At 63.7% G+C, this 15,723-nt stretch carries 9 protein-coding genes; 3 read left to right on the top strand and 6 right to left on the bottom strand.

The features are described from left to right. The first annotated feature begins 124 nt into the window (after positions 1–124). Positions 125–1,081 carry a LysR family transcriptional regulator gene (locus LOY53_RS11140; RefSeq protein WP_252823776.1) on the top strand — a complete coding sequence of 319 codons (957 nt, stop codon included), beginning with the start codon at positions 125–127 and terminating at the stop codon, positions 1,079–1,081. A gap of 131 nt (positions 1,082–1,212) precedes the next feature. Here the strand turns inward: LOY53_RS11140 and pgm are convergent, their stop codons facing one another. Further along, positions 1,213–2,850 (bottom strand): phosphoglucomutase (alpha-D-glucose-1,6-bisphosphate-dependent), encoded by a 1,638-nt coding sequence (gene pgm / locus LOY53_RS11135; RefSeq protein WP_258704011.1) that lies wholly within the window; start codon positions 2,848–2,850, stop codon positions 1,213–1,215. Between the two features lie 148 nt (positions 2,851–2,998). Between pgm and LOY53_RS11130 the strand changes: the two genes are divergently transcribed. Both LOY53_RS11130 and LOY53_RS11125 read left to right on the top strand, forming a co-directional pair. After that, positions 2,999–3,646, top strand: a complete 648-nt coding sequence (locus LOY53_RS11130) for a DUF1345 domain-containing protein (protein WP_252823774.1) — start codon at positions 2,999–3,001, stop codon at positions 3,644–3,646. A gap of 252 nt (positions 3,647–3,898) precedes the next feature. Next, positions 3,899–4,159, top strand: coding sequence for a DUF1652 domain-containing protein (locus LOY53_RS11125; protein WP_027593589.1), 261 nt, complete (start codon positions 3,899–3,901; stop codon positions 4,157–4,159). On the opposite strand, the gene LOY53_RS11120 is transcribed toward LOY53_RS11125, so the two are convergent. From LOY53_RS11120 to LOY53_RS11100, 5 genes are all read right to left on the bottom strand, one after another. Further along, the gene (locus LOY53_RS11120) at positions 4,156–6,243 is read right to left on the bottom strand and encodes a bifunctional diguanylate cyclase/phosphodiesterase (RefSeq protein WP_252823773.1); all 2,088 of its coding nucleotides are present in this window, start codon (positions 6,241–6,243) and stop codon (positions 4,156–4,158) included. The genes LOY53_RS11125 and LOY53_RS11120 overlap by 4 nt on opposite strands. A gap of 478 nt (positions 6,244–6,721) precedes the next feature. Then, on the bottom strand, positions 6,722–8,209 hold the full coding sequence (locus LOY53_RS11115; RefSeq protein WP_258704010.1) for an efflux transporter outer membrane subunit: 1,488 nt from the start codon (positions 8,207–8,209) through the stop codon (positions 6,722–6,724). Continuing rightward, positions 8,206–11,313, bottom strand: coding sequence for an efflux RND transporter permease subunit (locus LOY53_RS11110; protein WP_258704009.1), 3,108 nt, complete (start codon positions 11,311–11,313; stop codon positions 8,206–8,208). The genes LOY53_RS11115 and LOY53_RS11110 overlap by 4 nt, the downstream gene beginning before the upstream one ends. Beyond that, the gene (locus LOY53_RS11105) at positions 11,310–14,408 is read right to left on the bottom strand and encodes an MdtB/MuxB family multidrug efflux RND transporter permease subunit (protein WP_027593593.1); all 3,099 of its coding nucleotides are present in this window, start codon (positions 14,406–14,408) and stop codon (positions 11,310–11,312) included. The genes LOY53_RS11110 and LOY53_RS11105 overlap by 4 nt, the downstream gene beginning before the upstream one ends. Then, the gene (locus LOY53_RS11100; protein WP_027593594.1) at positions 14,405–15,676 is read right to left on the bottom strand and encodes an MdtA/MuxA family multidrug efflux RND transporter periplasmic adaptor subunit; all 1,272 of its coding nucleotides are present in this window, start codon (positions 15,674–15,676) and stop codon (positions 14,405–14,407) included. Before LOY53_RS11100 ends, LOY53_RS11105 begins: the two co-directional genes overlap by 4 nt. Between the last annotated feature and the right edge of the window lie 47 nt (positions 15,677–15,723).

Here is a 15,723-nt window from a genome sequence, read left to right as displayed (position 1 = left end):
TGCGCTTGCCTGCAGATCTTGTTATTGTGCGCCGCGAAGGCGACTCGGCAGGCTTCAAGATACTGCGTGCCCGGCGTCTGCGCTCATACCCAGATGGCGAAGACCATAACCAAAGGTAATGCTTATGCCCCTCGACCATGACGGCCCGGAAGCCCGCAACCTGGTGTTCAAACTGCGGCACATGGAAGTGTTTCGTGCGGTGATGTTGACGGGCTCGATCAGCGCGGCGGCGAAGATGCTCTACGTGTCGCAGCCGGCCGTGAGCAAATTGATCCAGTACATCGAGGGGCGGCTGGCGTACCGCTTGTTCGAGCGCATCAACAACCGCCTAGTGCCGACCCACGAAGCGCAGATTCTGTACCGCGAAGTCGAGCGGGTGTACCAGGCGGCGCTGGAGGTCAATGAATGTGCGTTGTCACTGGGCAGTGGCGGCCACCGTAACCTGCGCATCTCGTGCAGCGCCTCGCTGTCGACCGTGGTCATCCCGATTGCGCTGGCCCAACTCAAGCGTGAGTCACCCTCGCTGAACATCGAGTGGCAGACCTCGTTGATGGGTGAAATGCCGAATCAGATCCTGTCGAAGAAGGTCGACCTGTCGATTGCCGCCTTGCCGGTGATCCACGATCACCTGCATTCACGCGCCTTCATGCGCGGGCGCATGGTGGTGGTGATGCCACCGGAGCATGCCTTGGCGCGGCAACCGTCACTGGCGCTGGAGCAACTGCAAGGCCATGCCCTGCTGCTGTTCAGGCCCGACATGCCGTTCGGCAAATTGCTGGCCGAACACATCCACCGGCGCGGGCTGCAGTTGGAGTCGCTGTTGTCGTTCACCAACGCCAACGAAGCCGTGGCCTTGGTCAAGCAAGGCATGGGCATTAGCTTGATCGACGAGTTCGTGGCGCAGGACAGCGGCTTGACGGTGGTACCCCTGGCCGACGAAATCCACTTCGATATCAGTTTCGTCTATTCACGCTTCGAGCCACCTTCGCACTCGGCGCTGCACCTGATGCAGGTGCTGCATGCGCAGGCACTGAAGCTGGGGCGGGGGATCGAGGGGTTCGCGTTGCCAACCCCTCGATGAACCGGGGCCGCCCGGCGGCCCATCGCCGGCAAGCCGGCTCCCACAGGTAACTGCACAGCTTCAGACCTTGCGAAGACCCTGTGGGAGCCGGCTTGCCGGCGATGGGCTGCAAGGCAGCCCCTTGAGTACAATCAGGCGATCGCCGCGTCCACCAACACCTGCGCTTCCTGCACCAGGCGCTGCAGGTGCGCTTCGTCGATGAAGCTTTCGGCGTAGATCTTGTAGATGTCCTCGGTGCCCGACGGCCGTGCGGCAAACCAGCCGTTGGCGGTCATCACTTTCAACCCGCCAATCGCCTGGCCGTTACCCGGTGCATGGCTGAGGATCTGCACGATCGGCTCACCGGCAAGCTCAGTCGATTTGACCTGCTCAGGTGCCAGCTTGCTCAACAACGCCTTCTGCCGGGCATCCGCCTTGGCCTCGACGCGGGTGGCGAACGGCTTGCCCAGTGCTGCGGTCAGGTCGGCATAAGCCTGGCTCGGGTTGCGACCGGTGCGTGCGGTCATCTCGGCGGCCAGCAAGGCCGGGATCAAACCGTCCTTGTCAGTGGCCCAGACCGACCCATCGCGACGCAGGAACGAAGCCCCCGCGCTCTCCTCGCCACCAAAGCCCAACGACCCGTCAAACAGGCCCTGGGCGAAGAACTTGAAGCCCACCGGCACTTCGAACAATTTACGGTCCAGGCGCTCGGTAACGCGGTCGATCAGGCCGCTGGACACCACGGTCTTGCCCACGGCTGCGTCGCTGCGCCACTGCGGGCGGTGGCGGAACAGGTAGTCGATGGCCACGGCCAGGTAGTTGTTCGGCTGCAGCAGGCCATCCGGGGTGACGATGCCGTGGCGGTCGTGGTCGGGGTCGCAGGCAAAGGCCACGTCAAAGCGCTCACGCAGGCCGATGAGGCCCTGCATGGCATAGGGCGAGGATGGGTCCATGCGGATCTGGCCGTCCCAGTCGACGGTCATGAAGCGGAAGGTCGGGTCGACCTCGCTGTTGACCACTTCCAGGTTGAGCTTGTAATGCTCTGCAATCGCCGACCAGTAGTTAACCCCGGCGCCGCCCAGCGGGTCGACGCCCAGGCGCAGATTGGCGCTGCGGATCACGTCGAAGTCGATGACATTACCCAGGTCTGCCACGTAGTGGCTCAGGTAGTCGTGGCGGTGGGTGGTGGCCGCCTGCAGTGCCTGGGCATGGTCCATGCGTTTGACACCCGCCAGGTTCGCAGCCAGCAGCTCGTTGGCCTTGGCCTCGACCCACTTGGTCACGTCGCTGTCGGCCGGGCCGCCATTGGGCGGGTTGTACTTGAAGCCACCGCTTTGCGGCGGGTTGTGCGACGGCGTGATGACGATGCCATCGGCCAGGCCCTGCGCGCGGCCACGGTTGTAGCACAGGATGGCGTGGGAAACCGCTGGGGTCGGCGTGTACTCGTCGTCTTTGGACAGCATCACCTGCACGCCATTGGCCGCCAGCACTTCCAGGGCGCTGGCCGTGGCCGGTGCCGACAGCGCATGGGTGTCGGCGCCAATGAACAGCGGGCCATCGATGCCCTTTTCCTGGCGGTACAGGCAGATGGCCTGGGTAATGGCCAGTACGTGGTACTCGTTGAAACTCAGCTCAAGCGAGGTGCCTCGGTGCCCCGAGGTGCCGAAGGCCACCCGTTGGGCCACCACGCCAGCATCGGGTCGGCCGGTGTAGTAAGCGGTGAGCAGTCGGGGGATATCGACCAGCACGCTGGCCGGAGCCGGCTTGCCTGCCAAAGGACTGAGCGTCATGCAGAAACCTCGAGTTCAACGGATGTTGGTGTTGGAACGTGCAGTGTACTGAGAGTTGCAACGCCGCGCGACGGGCGGCGCGATGAAAGCCGCCAGCAGCGGGCAATGGTCTAGAGTATTAGCCACCACTCCCCGGCAACGAGGCCCCATGGCTTTTCACCGCCTGACACGTACCCACCCTCGCCTCACGTTCGCCACCCTGGTCGGCATTATCGGCGCCTGGCTGATCCCTGCCGGTGACACGGTCCAGCACATTCTGGTCGGCTGGAACCTCGGCGTCTGGCTCTACCTGCTGCTGGTCCTGTGGCTTACCTGGAGCGCCAACCCGGAAAAGGTCCGCAAGGTAGCCCAGGTCGAGGATGAGAACGCCGGCCTGGTCCTGCTCACCGTCTGCATCGCTGCCATCGCCAGCCTGGCCGCGATCACCTTGCAACTGGTCTCCAGCCGCGGCCTGCAAGGCAGCGCCCTGGCCCTGCACTACCTGTACACCGGGTTGACTGTGGCCGGCTCCTGGCTGTTGATCGGCTGCATCTTCAGCCTGCACTACGCCCGGCTGTTCTATACCGGCCAGAACCATGAGCCCCCGCTGCGCTTTGCCGATGGCGAGCGCAACCCGGATTACTGGGACTTTCACTACTTCTCGTTCACTATCAGTGTGGCGGTGCAAACGTCCGATGTCGGCGTCGCTGGCAGGGGGTTGCGCCGGGTGGTGCTGGCACATTCAGTGGTAGGCTTCGTGTTCAACACGGCCATTCTGGGGTTCACCATCAACATTGCGGCCGGCCTGCTGGGGTAGCACGCACCGCTCGTCCGAAAACCCTGTGCTGTAAATGCGGCCGTTACCTGCGGCACCCCGCAAGGAAAACGTTTGCCAGGCGAGCTGCCGCTGGATAGCGGCCATAACAACAATGTGACCTGGGTCAAGCCTCCACGGTTCTGGCGTATTCCGACCCTGGGCAACGGCGTGGCAGGTGCTATGGTTACATTCCCGGCGGCCGTGCATGCGGCTTCCCGCTCACCGCGTCCAGGTAGGGACAAGGAGGCTGGCATGAACAAAATGACGTTCCCGAACGCCTGCCAGGTGATGCGCTGGCATTTCCACCCGCTCGGCTTCGAAGCCAGCATGGATGCACCGCGCAGCATGATCGCGCGCCTGTTCGACCGCGCCACCGGAGAAACCTTGCTGGCTATTGCCGGCATCCCCTGCGCTGCGATCATGGCCGCTGCAGATGTCGAGCGCATCATTGAAGCGGTCGAGGCCGAGATGGACGCCTTCGTGCCCGTCTTCGCCCTGCGCGACGCAGGCTAGACCGCCACCTCAGGTGTCTCCCGCAATGGCTGCAATTTGCCCATGAATTGCTCGGCTGGCACCGGTTGCCCCAACAGATAACCCTGCAGCGAATCGCACCCCAGGCGGGTGAGGAAGTCTTGCTGCTTGTCCGTCTCTACCCCTTCGGCAACGATGCGCAACCCCAGCGCCTGGCCCAGTGCGACGATCGCCGAGACGATCGCGGCGTCATCGCTGTCCTGCTCCAGGTCACGCACAAAACCCCGGTCGATCTTCAGCTCGTTGGCGGGCAGTCGCTTCAGGTACATGAGGCTGGAATAGCCAGTGCCGAAGTCATCGATGGACAGGTCCACGCCCATGTCGGACAGGCGCTGCAGCACCGTCAGGCTGGCATCGGCATCATGCATGGCGGTGGTCTCGGTGATCTCCAGGGTCAGGCAGTTGGCCGGCAGGCCGTTTTCGCGCAGGGCCCGGGCCACGCTTTCGACCAGCCCCGCATGGCAAAACTGGATAGCCGACAGGTTGACTGCCATACGCCACCCCTGGTGGCCCTGGTCCAGCCACTGGCGCATCTGCCGGCAGGCTTCGTCGAGCACCCACTCGCCAATCGGGATGATCAGGCCGGTTTTTTCCGCCAGGCCGATGAACCGGTCAGGCAGCAGCAGGCCCTGCTGTGGGTGCTCCCAGCGCAGCAGCGCTTCGGCACCGATCGGCTGGCAGGCCTGGGCATCGAACTTGGGCTGGTAGTGCAGGCGGAACTGGCGCTGCTCCAGGGCCTGGCGCAGGTCCTGCAATAACTGCAATTGCTGCCGGGCGTTGCTGTTCATCGACGCGTCGAAGAAGCTGTAGCCGTTTTTACCGGCGCTTTTGGCGTGGTACATCGCGGCATCGGCATTGCGCAGCAACTCGTGCTGATCCTGACCATTGCCGGGGTACAGGACGATACCCAGGCTGGCGGTGAGCTGCAAATCATGCTCGGCGACGCGAAACGGCCGCGACACCAGGTTGACCTGCTTGACCGCCACGTCCATGGCATCGTTAGGCTCCTGCAGCTCCACCAGCAGCACGAACTCGTCGCCCCCAATGCGCGCCAGCGTGTCCTGGCTGTGCAAATGGCCGCGCAGGCGCGCCGCGACGGCCTTGAGCAGCAAGTCGCCGACGTGGTGACCAAAGGCATCGTTGACCGGTTTGAAGCCATCCAGGTCGATGAACATCAGCGCAAAACAACCGCCCTGCTCCGCCACCTTGGCGATGGCTTGCTCGATGCGGTCGGCCAACAAGGTGCGGTTGGGCAGGTCGGTGAGCGTGTCGTGCAGGGCCAGTTGGGTCAGTTCCTGGTTGGCCAGGGTCAGCGAGCGGGCCAGTTCCGCCGTGCGCGCTTCCAGGCGTGCGTCCAGTACCGAGGTCAACAAGGCTACCGCCAGCACTGCCAGGGTGGTGATCAACACCAGGTAGACCAGCCCGTCGCCTTGCAGCCCACCGGCCAGCGCACCACAGAAACTACCCTCGGGGAAATTGGCCGCTGCCATGCCGGTGTAGTGCATGCCGACGATGGCCATCCCCATGATCACTGCTGCCAGGCCACGAATCTGCCGGACGTAAGGGGTGTGCTTGCGCAAGCGGAACGCTATCCACAACGCCGCTGCCGAGGCGCCCACGGCGATCATCAGCGAGGCGCCGAACAGCGTAGGGTCATAGTCGATGCCCGGCAGCATGCGCAGCGCGGCCATGCCGGTGTAGTGCATGCAACTGATGCCCGCGCCCATGATCAACGCGCCAAGGCCCAGTTGCAGCCAGGGCAGGCTCGGCTGGCTCACCAGCCACAAGGCAAACCCCGAAGACAGCACCGCAATCAACAGCGAAAACGCAGTCAGGCCAAGGTCGTAGCCTAGGTCAATAGGCAGGCTGAACGCGAGCATGCCGATAAAGTGCATCGACCACACGCCGACCCCCATGGCCAACGCCCCGCCCCCCATCCACAGGTGCACAGCCCTGCCCTTGGCCGTCGCGATACGGCCGGTCAGGTCAAGGGCGGTGTAGGACGCCAGGATCGCCACGCACAGCGAAATCAACACCAGCGAAGAGGAGTAGCTACCGGTCAGCATTGGGAGTTCCAGCGACGGGCCAGGGGGCCCGGAAAAAGCTGACGATTGTACTCAAGCTTTGGCGAAACGCACGGGGTTTTTGCGAATGGGAATGGATCCAAGTGCCGGGATACCACGTCGCGGCATACGTACCTGTAGGAGCAGCCTTGCGCTGCGAAGAGGCCCGTATGCCTGGTAGCGATGCATTAGCCGTAAGGGCCTCTTCGCAGCACAAGGCTGCTCCTACAAGGAAGGGCTAAACCCCTATGTTCAATGCGAAGTTCGTGATCCTCAAGGCCCGCACGTAAGACTCAGCGGCTACCAAAGCCCAGTCATGCGCACGTCTTTGTAGGAGCAGCCTTGTGCTGCGAAGAGGCCCGCATGCCTGGTAAAGATGTATTAGCCGTAAGGGCCTCTTCGCAGCACAAGGCTGCTCCTACAGTGATCGAGGCATGAGTCCACGAAGTGGCGCTGATAGCCCAGCATGAATGGTCGGCCATCACTCCTGTTCGGCAAACGCCTCCTCGGCATCCCAGCCGCCGCCCAGCGCGGCAATCAGTTGCACGCTGGCCACCAACCGCCCCTGCAGCAGGTTCAGCACACTGCGCTCGTTGCTCAGCGCAGTGGTCTGCACGTTCACCACATCCAGGTAGCCGATCAGCCCTGCACGGTACTGGTTTTCAGTCAGGCGCAGCGACTCACGCGCCGCGTCCAGTGCCTCTTGGCGCACCACCGCTTCATCGCCATACACCTTCAACTGCACCAGGAAGTTCTCCACCTCCTTGAAGCCATCCAGCACGGTCTGGCGGTACTGCGCCACGGTCTGGTCGTACACCGCCACGGTGCGGTCCACCTCGGCGCTGCGCTTGCCCGCATCGAACAAGGTCATGGCCAGCGAAGGCCCCACCGACCAGTAACGGTTCGGCAGTTCGATCCAGTTGCTGAAGCTGCTGCTGGAATACCCACCACTCATGCTCAGGCTCAGGTCGGGGAAGTAAGCAGCCCGCGATACGCCGATATTGGCATTGGCTGCCATCACATTGCGCTCGGCCGAGGCAATGTCCGGGCGACGTTCGAGCAACTGCGAGGGCAACGTCACTGGAATTTGCGGCAGCGCCGGGATGGTCTTGCTGTCTGCCAGGGCAAAATTCGCCGGGGCCTTGCCCAGCAACACGGCAATGGCATTTTCGAACTGCGCACGCTGCCAGATCAGGTCGATCAGGTCCGCCTGGGTGCTCTTCAGCTGCGTGCGCGCCTGCGCCACTGCATCGGGGCCAGACACACCGGCACGGTATTGGTTTTCAGTCATGCGCAGCGAGCGTTCGTAGGTGGCCACGGTCGCTTCCAACAGGCGCTTCTGCTCGTCGATCACACGCAACTGCAGGTAGTTCTGCACCAACTCCGACTGCTGGCTCAGGCGGATCGAGGCAAGGTCGGCGAAGCTGGCTTCGGCACTGGCTTCGTTAGCGTTCAACGTCTCACGCAGCTTGCCCCACAGGTCGACTTCCCAGCTCACACCGAGCTGGGTGTTGTAGGTGTTACGGATGCCGCTGCTGTTGTTCGACAGGCTGGAACTCGAGCTGCCAGTACCCTGGGCAGAACGGTTCTTGCTGGCGCTCAGGTCCAGGCTGGGGAACAGCGCGGCGCGGCTGCTGCGCACCAGGGCCTGGGCCTGACGGTACTGGGCCTCCGACTGCGCAACCGTCTGGTTGCTGCGGTTGAGCTCTTCGACCAGCGCATTGAGCCCGGCATCGCCGTAGACTTCCCACCAGGCGCCACGGGCGATCGCGTCCGAGGGCTTGGCCTGGGTCCAGCCCTCGGCCTGCTTGTACTGCGCCGGGGTGCTCAGCTCGGGGCGGTGGTAGTCCGGGCTCAGGGTACAGGCACTGAGCAGCGCCACGCACAGACTGGCGCCGAGCAGACGCGAGCCACGCCCCAGGGTCAATGACTGCAGGGCACGGTGAAGCGGTGTCTGGGCAAAATTCATAGCGGGGTTTCCAGAGCGGCGTCGGTGCGCACGCCGCGCCAATGGTTGAAACGGTGACGCAGGCGGTCGAGGTACAGGTAGACCACCGGCGTCGTATAAAGGGTGAGGATCTGGCTGAAGACCAGGCCGCCGATGATGGTCAAGCCTAAAGGCTGGCGCATTTCCGCCCCCTCGGCACGGCTCACCAGCAACGGCAAGGCGCCGAGGATGGCCGCCAGGGTGGTCATCAGGATCGGCCGCAGGCGCAGCAGGCAGGCGCGACGGATCGATTCCTCCGGCGACAGGCCTTGTTGGCGCTCCAGCTGCAGGGCCAGGTCGATCATCAGGATCGCATTCTTTTTCACCACGCCGATCAGCAAGAACAGGCCCAGCAGCGAGATCAGGCTGAACTCGCCTCCGGTGACGTAGAGCGCCAGCAAGGCACCGACGCCGGCCGAGGGCAGGGTCGACAGAATGGTCAGCGGGTGAATGTAGCTTTCATACAGAATGCCCAGCACCAGGTACACCAGCACCAACGCACCAAGAATCATCAAGGGCTGGCCTTCTTGGGTCTTGGCAAAGGCGTCGGCGGTGCCGCCGAGTTTGGCGATGACTTCCTCGGGCAGGCCAAGCTTGGCCACCGCCCGCTCCACTGCAGCCATGGCCTGGTCGGGGCTGTAGCCTTCGGCGACGTCGAAGGCGATGTCTTCGGAAGCGAACTGCCCTTCGTGGCTGACCCGGTCATTGGCCAAGCTGTTTTCGTAGTGGGCGATGGTCGACAACGGCACGCGGGCACCGTCGCTGGTGATCACCTGTACCTGTTCCAGCGTACTCGGGTCCCAGGCATATTTCGGGTTGATCTCCAGCACCACTTGGTACTGGTTGAGGCTGTCGTAGATGGTCGAGATCTGCCGCTGGCTGTAGGCGTTGTTGAGCACCGTGGTCACCATGTCCATGTCGATGCCCAGGCGCTTGGCCTGATCACGGTCGACCACCAGGGTAACCTGCGGGGTACCCGCGCCATCACGGGCGTCGATGGCGGTCAGTTCGGGCAATGCGCGCACCGCCGCGACCACTTTCGGGAACCACTCGCGCAGGGCCGCCAAGTCGCCACTCTGCAACGTGTAGAGGTACTGCGACGACGTCTGGTCACGCCCACCGCCACCCAACTGCAGGTCCTGGTCGGCCATCAGGAACAGCCGCCCGCCGGGCACCTTAGGCATCTCTTTGCGCAGGCGCTCGATCACCTTCTGGGCATCCATCTTGCGCTCGCTGATCGGTTTCAGGCGCACAATCACCATCGCATTGTTGGTGCCGCTGTTGCCGCCGATGAAACCAGCAACGCTCTGTACCGCCGGGTCGGCCAGCAAGGCGCGGCGGTAGGTTTCCATCTTCGGCTGCATCACGCTGAACGACAGGCCATCGTCGCCACGGATAAAGCCTATCAATTGGCCGGTGTCCTGCTGAGGCATCAGCGTCTTGGGCACCACCACATACAACGCGATGTTGATACCAATGGTGGCCAGCAGGCTCAGCAAGGTCAGGCGCTTGTGCCGTAGCACCCAGCCAAGGCTGCGGTCATAGCCGTTGACCATGCGCTGATGAACCTTGTCGCTCCAGCGCTGCAGGCGGCTCTGTTCGGCCTGATGCGGTTTCAGCCAACGGGCGCAGAGCATCGGCGTGAGGGTCAGCGAGACCACCAGGGAGACGATGATTGCCGCCGCCAGGGTGATGGAAAACTCTTGGAACAGGCTACGTACGATGCCCCCCATGAACAGAATGGAGACGAACACCGCCACCAACGAAACGTTCATCGACAGCAGCGTGAAGCCCACTTCTTTGGCACCGAGGAACGCCGCACGCATCGGCGGCTGACCGTCTTCGATGTGCCGGGAGATGTTCTCCAGCACCACAATGGCGTCGTCCACCACCAGTCCCGTGGCCAGGATCAGCGCCATCAGCGACAGGTTGTTGAGGGAGAAACCGCACAAATACATGACTGCGAACGTGCCCACCAGCGACACCGGCACTGCCAGGCTCGGGATCAACGAGGCACGCAGGCTGCCGAGGAACAGGTAGACCACCAGAATCACCAGCCCCACCGCGATCAGCAGCGTGTGCTCGGCCTCCTTGAGGGTGGCCTTGATTACCAGCGAGCGGTCCATGGCCACGTTTAGCTGCACGCTGGCTGGCAACAACGACTGCAACGCCGGCAACTGCGACTTGATCTGGTCGACCGTCTCGATGATGTTGGCGCCTGTCTGGCGGTTGACCACCAGCAACACCGCGCTCTGGTCGTTGAAGAAGCCGCTGTTGTAGCGGTTTTCAACGCTGTCTGTGACGTTGGCTACGTCGGACAGGCGCAGGATGGTGCCGTTCTGCTGGCGTATCACTACCGGCTCATAGTCCTTCGCCGTTTCCAACTGGTCATTCGCCCGCACCTCCCAGCTGCGTTCGGCATCCTCGACGAAGCCCATGGGACGCCGTTGGTTGGCGTTGGACACGGCGGTACGCACCTCGTCCAGCGACAAGCCGTACTGGTTGAGCAACTGCGGCTCCACCGAGATGCGCACGGCGGGCAGCGAACTGCCGCCGATCTGCACCTCCCCTACCCCCGATACCTGGGCCAGGCTCTGGGACAGGATGGTGTCAGCCAAATCGTACAACTGGCCTTTCTTCAGCACGTCAGAGGTCAACGACAGCACCATGATCGGTGCCTGCGAAGGGTTGATCTTCTTGTACGTCGGCATGCTGCGCATGCCACTGGGCAGCAGGTTGCGGGTGGCGTTGATCGCCGCCTGCACCTCACGCGCCGCACCGTCGATGTCACGGCCCATTTCGAAGCCGATGACCACCCGCGTCGAGCCCTGGTTAGAGCTACTGGTCAGCGTGGTGACGCCGGCGATACTGCCCAGCTTGCGTTCCAAAGGCGTGGCCACCGTGGCGGCCATCACCTCCGGGCTGGCGCCGGACAAGTTGGCCTGCACCACGATCACCGGGAAGTCCATCTGCGGCAGCGGCGCAACCGGCAACAGGCCGAAGCTGACGCCGCCCAGCAGCATGATCGCCAGGCTCAGCAGCATCGTCGCCACCGGGCGACGAATAAACGGTCCGGACAGGTTCATGCCTCAGCCTGCTTGGCATCAGTGGCCGGGCGCCAGCGGCGGGCCAGGCGGTCGAAGTACAGGTAGATGACCGGCGTGGTGAACAGTGTCAGCACCTGGCTGACCAGCAGCCCGCCCACCATCACCAGGCCCAGCGGCTGGCGCAGCTCGGCGCCGGACCCGGTCGCCAGCATCAGCGGCACGGCGCCGAACAGCGCGGCCAACGTCGTCATCAGAATCGGCCGGAAACGCAGCAATGCCGCCTGGTAGATGGCGTCCTGCGGGCTCATGCCCTGGTTACGCTCGGCTTCCAGGGCAAAGTCGATCATCATGATCGCGTTTTTCTTGACGATGCCGATCAGCAGGATGATACCGATGATGGCAATCATCCCCAGGTCGTTGCCACTGATGAGCAGCGCCAGCAAGGCACCCACCGCCGCCGAGGGCAAGGTCGAGAGAATGGTCACCGGGTGGATGTAGCTCTCGTAGAGCACACCCAGCACGATGTACATGGTCACCACGGCGGCGAGAATCAGCAGCAAGGTGCTCGACAACGAGGCCTGGAAGGCTTCTGCAGCGCCCTGGAAGCGGGTCTGCACGCCGATCGGCATGCCGATGTCCTGCTGCACCTGCTCGATCACCTTGACCGCCTCGCCCAGCGACGCGCCATGGGCCAGGTTGAACGACATCATCACCGCCGGGAACTGGCCGATGTGCGAGATCGCCAACTGCGCCTGGCGCTGCTCGATACGGGCCAACGCCGACAGCCGCACCTGGCCGCCATCGGTGGCCTTGACGTGGATCGACTCCAAGGCCTGCGGGCCGATGCTGGCGGCGGCTTGCGACTGCAGCACCACGCGGTACTGGCTGGCCTGGGTGTAGATGGTCGAGATCTGCCGCTGGCCAAAGGCGTCGTACAAGGCGTTGGTGATCTGCGAAACCGAGATGCCCAGGCGGCTGGCCATGTCGCGGTCGATCACCAGGTACACCTGCAGGCCCTTGTCCTGCAGGTCGCTGGCCACATCGGCAAGCTCAGGGCGCTGTTGCAGCGCCTGCACCAGCTTGCCGCTCCACTGCGCCAGCAGGTCGGCGTCAGGTGACGACAGGCTGAACTGGTACTGGGTGCGGCTGACCCGGTCCTCGATACTCAAGTCCTGCACCGGTTGCATGAACAGGCGGATACCCACCAGCTTGTCGAGCTGCGGCTGGAGGCGGCTGATGACCTCGCCAGCGGTCACATCCCGCTCGCCGTGCGGCTTGAGGTTGATCAGCAGGCGCCCGCTGTTGAGCGTGGCGTTGTCGCCATCCACGCCGATGTAGGACGACAGGCTCTGCACCGCGGGGTCCTGCAGGATCACCTTGCTCAGCGACTGCTGGCGTTCGCTCATGGCGGCGAACGAAGTCGACTGTGGCGCCTCGGAAATACCCTGGATGACGCCGGTGTCCTGCACCGGGAAGAAGCCCTTGGGCACAGCGATGTACAGGACCACGGTCAGCCCAAGGCTGGCCACGGCCACCAGCAGGGTCAGCGGCTGGTGTTTGAGCACCCACTGCAGGCCACGGCCGTAGTGTTCGATGAGCCAGTCGATCCAGGCGCCGCTGGCGCGGTAGAAACGGCCCTGCTCTTCTTCCTTGGGCTCACGCTTGAGCAGCCGCGCACACATCATGGGCGTGAGGGTCAACGACACGACCAGGGAAATCAGAATCGCCACCGCCAGGGTGATGGCGAACTCGCGGAACAGGCGGCCGACCACGTCGGCCATGAACAGCAGCGGAATCAGGACCGCGATCAGCGAGAAGGTCAGCGATATGAGGGTGAAGCCAATCTGCCGGGCGCCCTTGAGCGCGGCCTGCATCGGCGTTTCGCCCTCTTCGATGTGGCGGGAGATGTTCTCCAGCATGACGATGGCGTCATCCACCACAAAACCGGTGGCGATGGTCAGGGCCATCAGGGTCAGGTTATTGACCGAGAACCCGGCCAGGTACATCACGCCAAAGGTGCCGATCAACGACAGCGGTACGGCGATCGAAGGGATGATGGTGGCGCTGAAACGGCGCAGGAACACAAAGGTGACCATGACCACCAGGACGATGGCGATCAGCAGCTCGTGCTGCACGTCCTTGACCGCGGCGCGGATGGTCTGGGTGCGATCGGTCAGTACCGACACGTCCAGGCCGGCAGGCAGGTTGTCGGTGATCGAGGGAAGCAGTTCCTTGATCCGGTCGACCACCTCGATGACGTTGGCGCCCGGCTGGCGCTGGATATTCAGCAACACCGCCTGGTTTTCGTTGGCCCAGGCCGCGAGGCGCTCGTTTTCCGCACCATCGACGATCTCGGCGACGTCCTTCAGGCGCAGCGGCGCGCCGTTGTTATAGGACAGGATCAGGTTGGCGTATTCCGCAGGGGAGCGCAGTTGATCGTTGGCATCGAGCATCGACACCCGGGTCGGGCCATCGAAGTTGCCCTTGGGCTGGTTGACGTTAGACGCCCCGATCAGCGTCCGCACGTCCTCGAGGTTGAGGCCGTTGGCGGCCAACGCATCGACGTTGACCTTGATACGTACCGCCTGGCGCTGGCCGCCAGCGATGCTGACCATGCCCACGCCACTGATCTGCGCAAGCTTCTGGGCCACGCGGGTGTCGACCAGGTCGTTGAGCTTGGGCAGCGGCATGGTCTTGGAGGAGATGGCCAAGGTTAGCACCGGCGTGTCGGCCGGGTTGACCTTGTTATAGACCGGTGGCGCGGGCAAGTCGCTGGGCAACAGGTTGCTGGCAGCGTTGATCGCGGCCTGCACTTGTTGCTCGGCAACGTCCATGTTCATGTCGAGGCTGAAACGCAACGTCAGCACCGACGCCCCGCCGGAGCTTGTCGAGGCCATCTGGGTCAGCCCCGGCATCTGCCCGAACTGGCGCTCCAGCGGCGCGGTGACCGCACTGGTCATGACTTGCGGGCTGGCCCCTGGGTACAGGGTCATGACCCGGATGGTCGGGTAGTCGACCTGCGGCAGCGCCGAGACCGGCAGCAGCTTGTAGGCAATCAGGCCGGCCAGGACGATGGCCAGCATGCTCAGCGTGGTGGCGACCGGGCGCAGGATGAACAGGCGCGAGAGGTTCATGCGCCCGCCTTGCCTGCTTCACCGGCTTGGGCCGAGCCCTTGGCGTCCTGGCCCTGCAGGTGCTGGCCCGGGGTGGTTGGCACCTGCGAGCTGTCTTCGACCACCTCTACCTTGGTGCCTTCACGCAGGCGGTCGGTGCCTTCCAGCACCAGGCGATCGCCGGCAGCCAGACCTTCGACAATCACGCTGTTCTCGCCATCGCTGGCGCCGACCTTGAGCTTGCGGATATTGACGGTGTTCTGCGCGTTGACCACATAGGCAAAGGTGCCATCGTTGCCAAACTGGATAGCCGCCGCTGGGGCCAGCACCACCTGTTTGAGGGTGTCGGCCAACAGGCGCACATTGACGAACTGGTTGGGGAACAGCGCCAGGTCCTTGTTCTCGAAGCGGCCCTTGAACTTGAGGGTGCCGGTGGTGGTGTCGATCTGGTTGTCGATACTGCCCAGTACCCCGGTGGACTGCAGCTTGCTGTCACTGCGGTCCCAGGCCTCGACCGGCAGGCTGGCGCCGCTGCGGTAGCGCTCCAGCACGGTGCTCAGTTCGGTTTCTGGCAGGGTGAACGCGACGTTGATCGGCTCGGTCTGGGTGATGACCACCAGCGCGGTAGCGTCGTTGGCAGCCACCAGGTTGCCCAGGTCAAGCTGGCGCAGGCCTACCCGGCCATTGATCGGCGAGCGGATCTGGGTGAAATCGAGGTTCAGGCGCGCATCGCTGACCTGTGCCTGGTTGGTCTTGACCAGGCCCTGGAATTGCGCGACCTGGGCTTCTGCGGTGTCGAGGGTCTGCTTGGCGATGCTGTCCTCGGCATACAGGCCTTTATAGCGCGCCAGGTCGACCTGGGCGTTTTTCAGCTGTGCCTGGTTCTGCGCCAGGGTGCCTTCGGCTTGCTGCAAGGCGATGCGGTAGCTGCGTGGGTCGATCTCGGCCAGCAGTTCGCCAGCCTTGACCTGCTGGCCCTCCTTGAAGTGGATCTTGACCAGTTCACCGGCCACGCGGCTGCGCACATTGACGGTGTTGGTCGCAGTGACCGTACCCAGCGCCTTGTAGTACAGCGGGAAATCGCCCACCCGAACCGGCTCGACACGCACCGGCACCGGGTCGCTGGAAGCCCCGAAACCTGGGCGTCCGCCTTTGCCCATGCGCCCGCTGCTGGCTTCTTTATGTGCCGGCGACGCGGGCCACAGCCACCAGGCCAGCAAGGCCACCAGCAGCAGGATCAGCAGGCCGACGAGCCAGCGACGGGGGGAACGGGAATTAGACGCTTGCATGGGTTGAACGAACCTTGTTCGGAGTGACGACTTGGGAGGGTTGAACG

It is taken from the genome of Pseudomonas sp. B21-031 (assembly GCF_024748985.1).
GTDB classification, from domain to species: Bacteria; Pseudomonadota; Gammaproteobacteria; order Pseudomonadales; family Pseudomonadaceae; genus Aquipseudomonas; species Aquipseudomonas kermanshahensis.
Note: the sequence above shows the minus strand (reverse complement) of the source record. Positions and strands in the feature narration are given on the sequence as shown.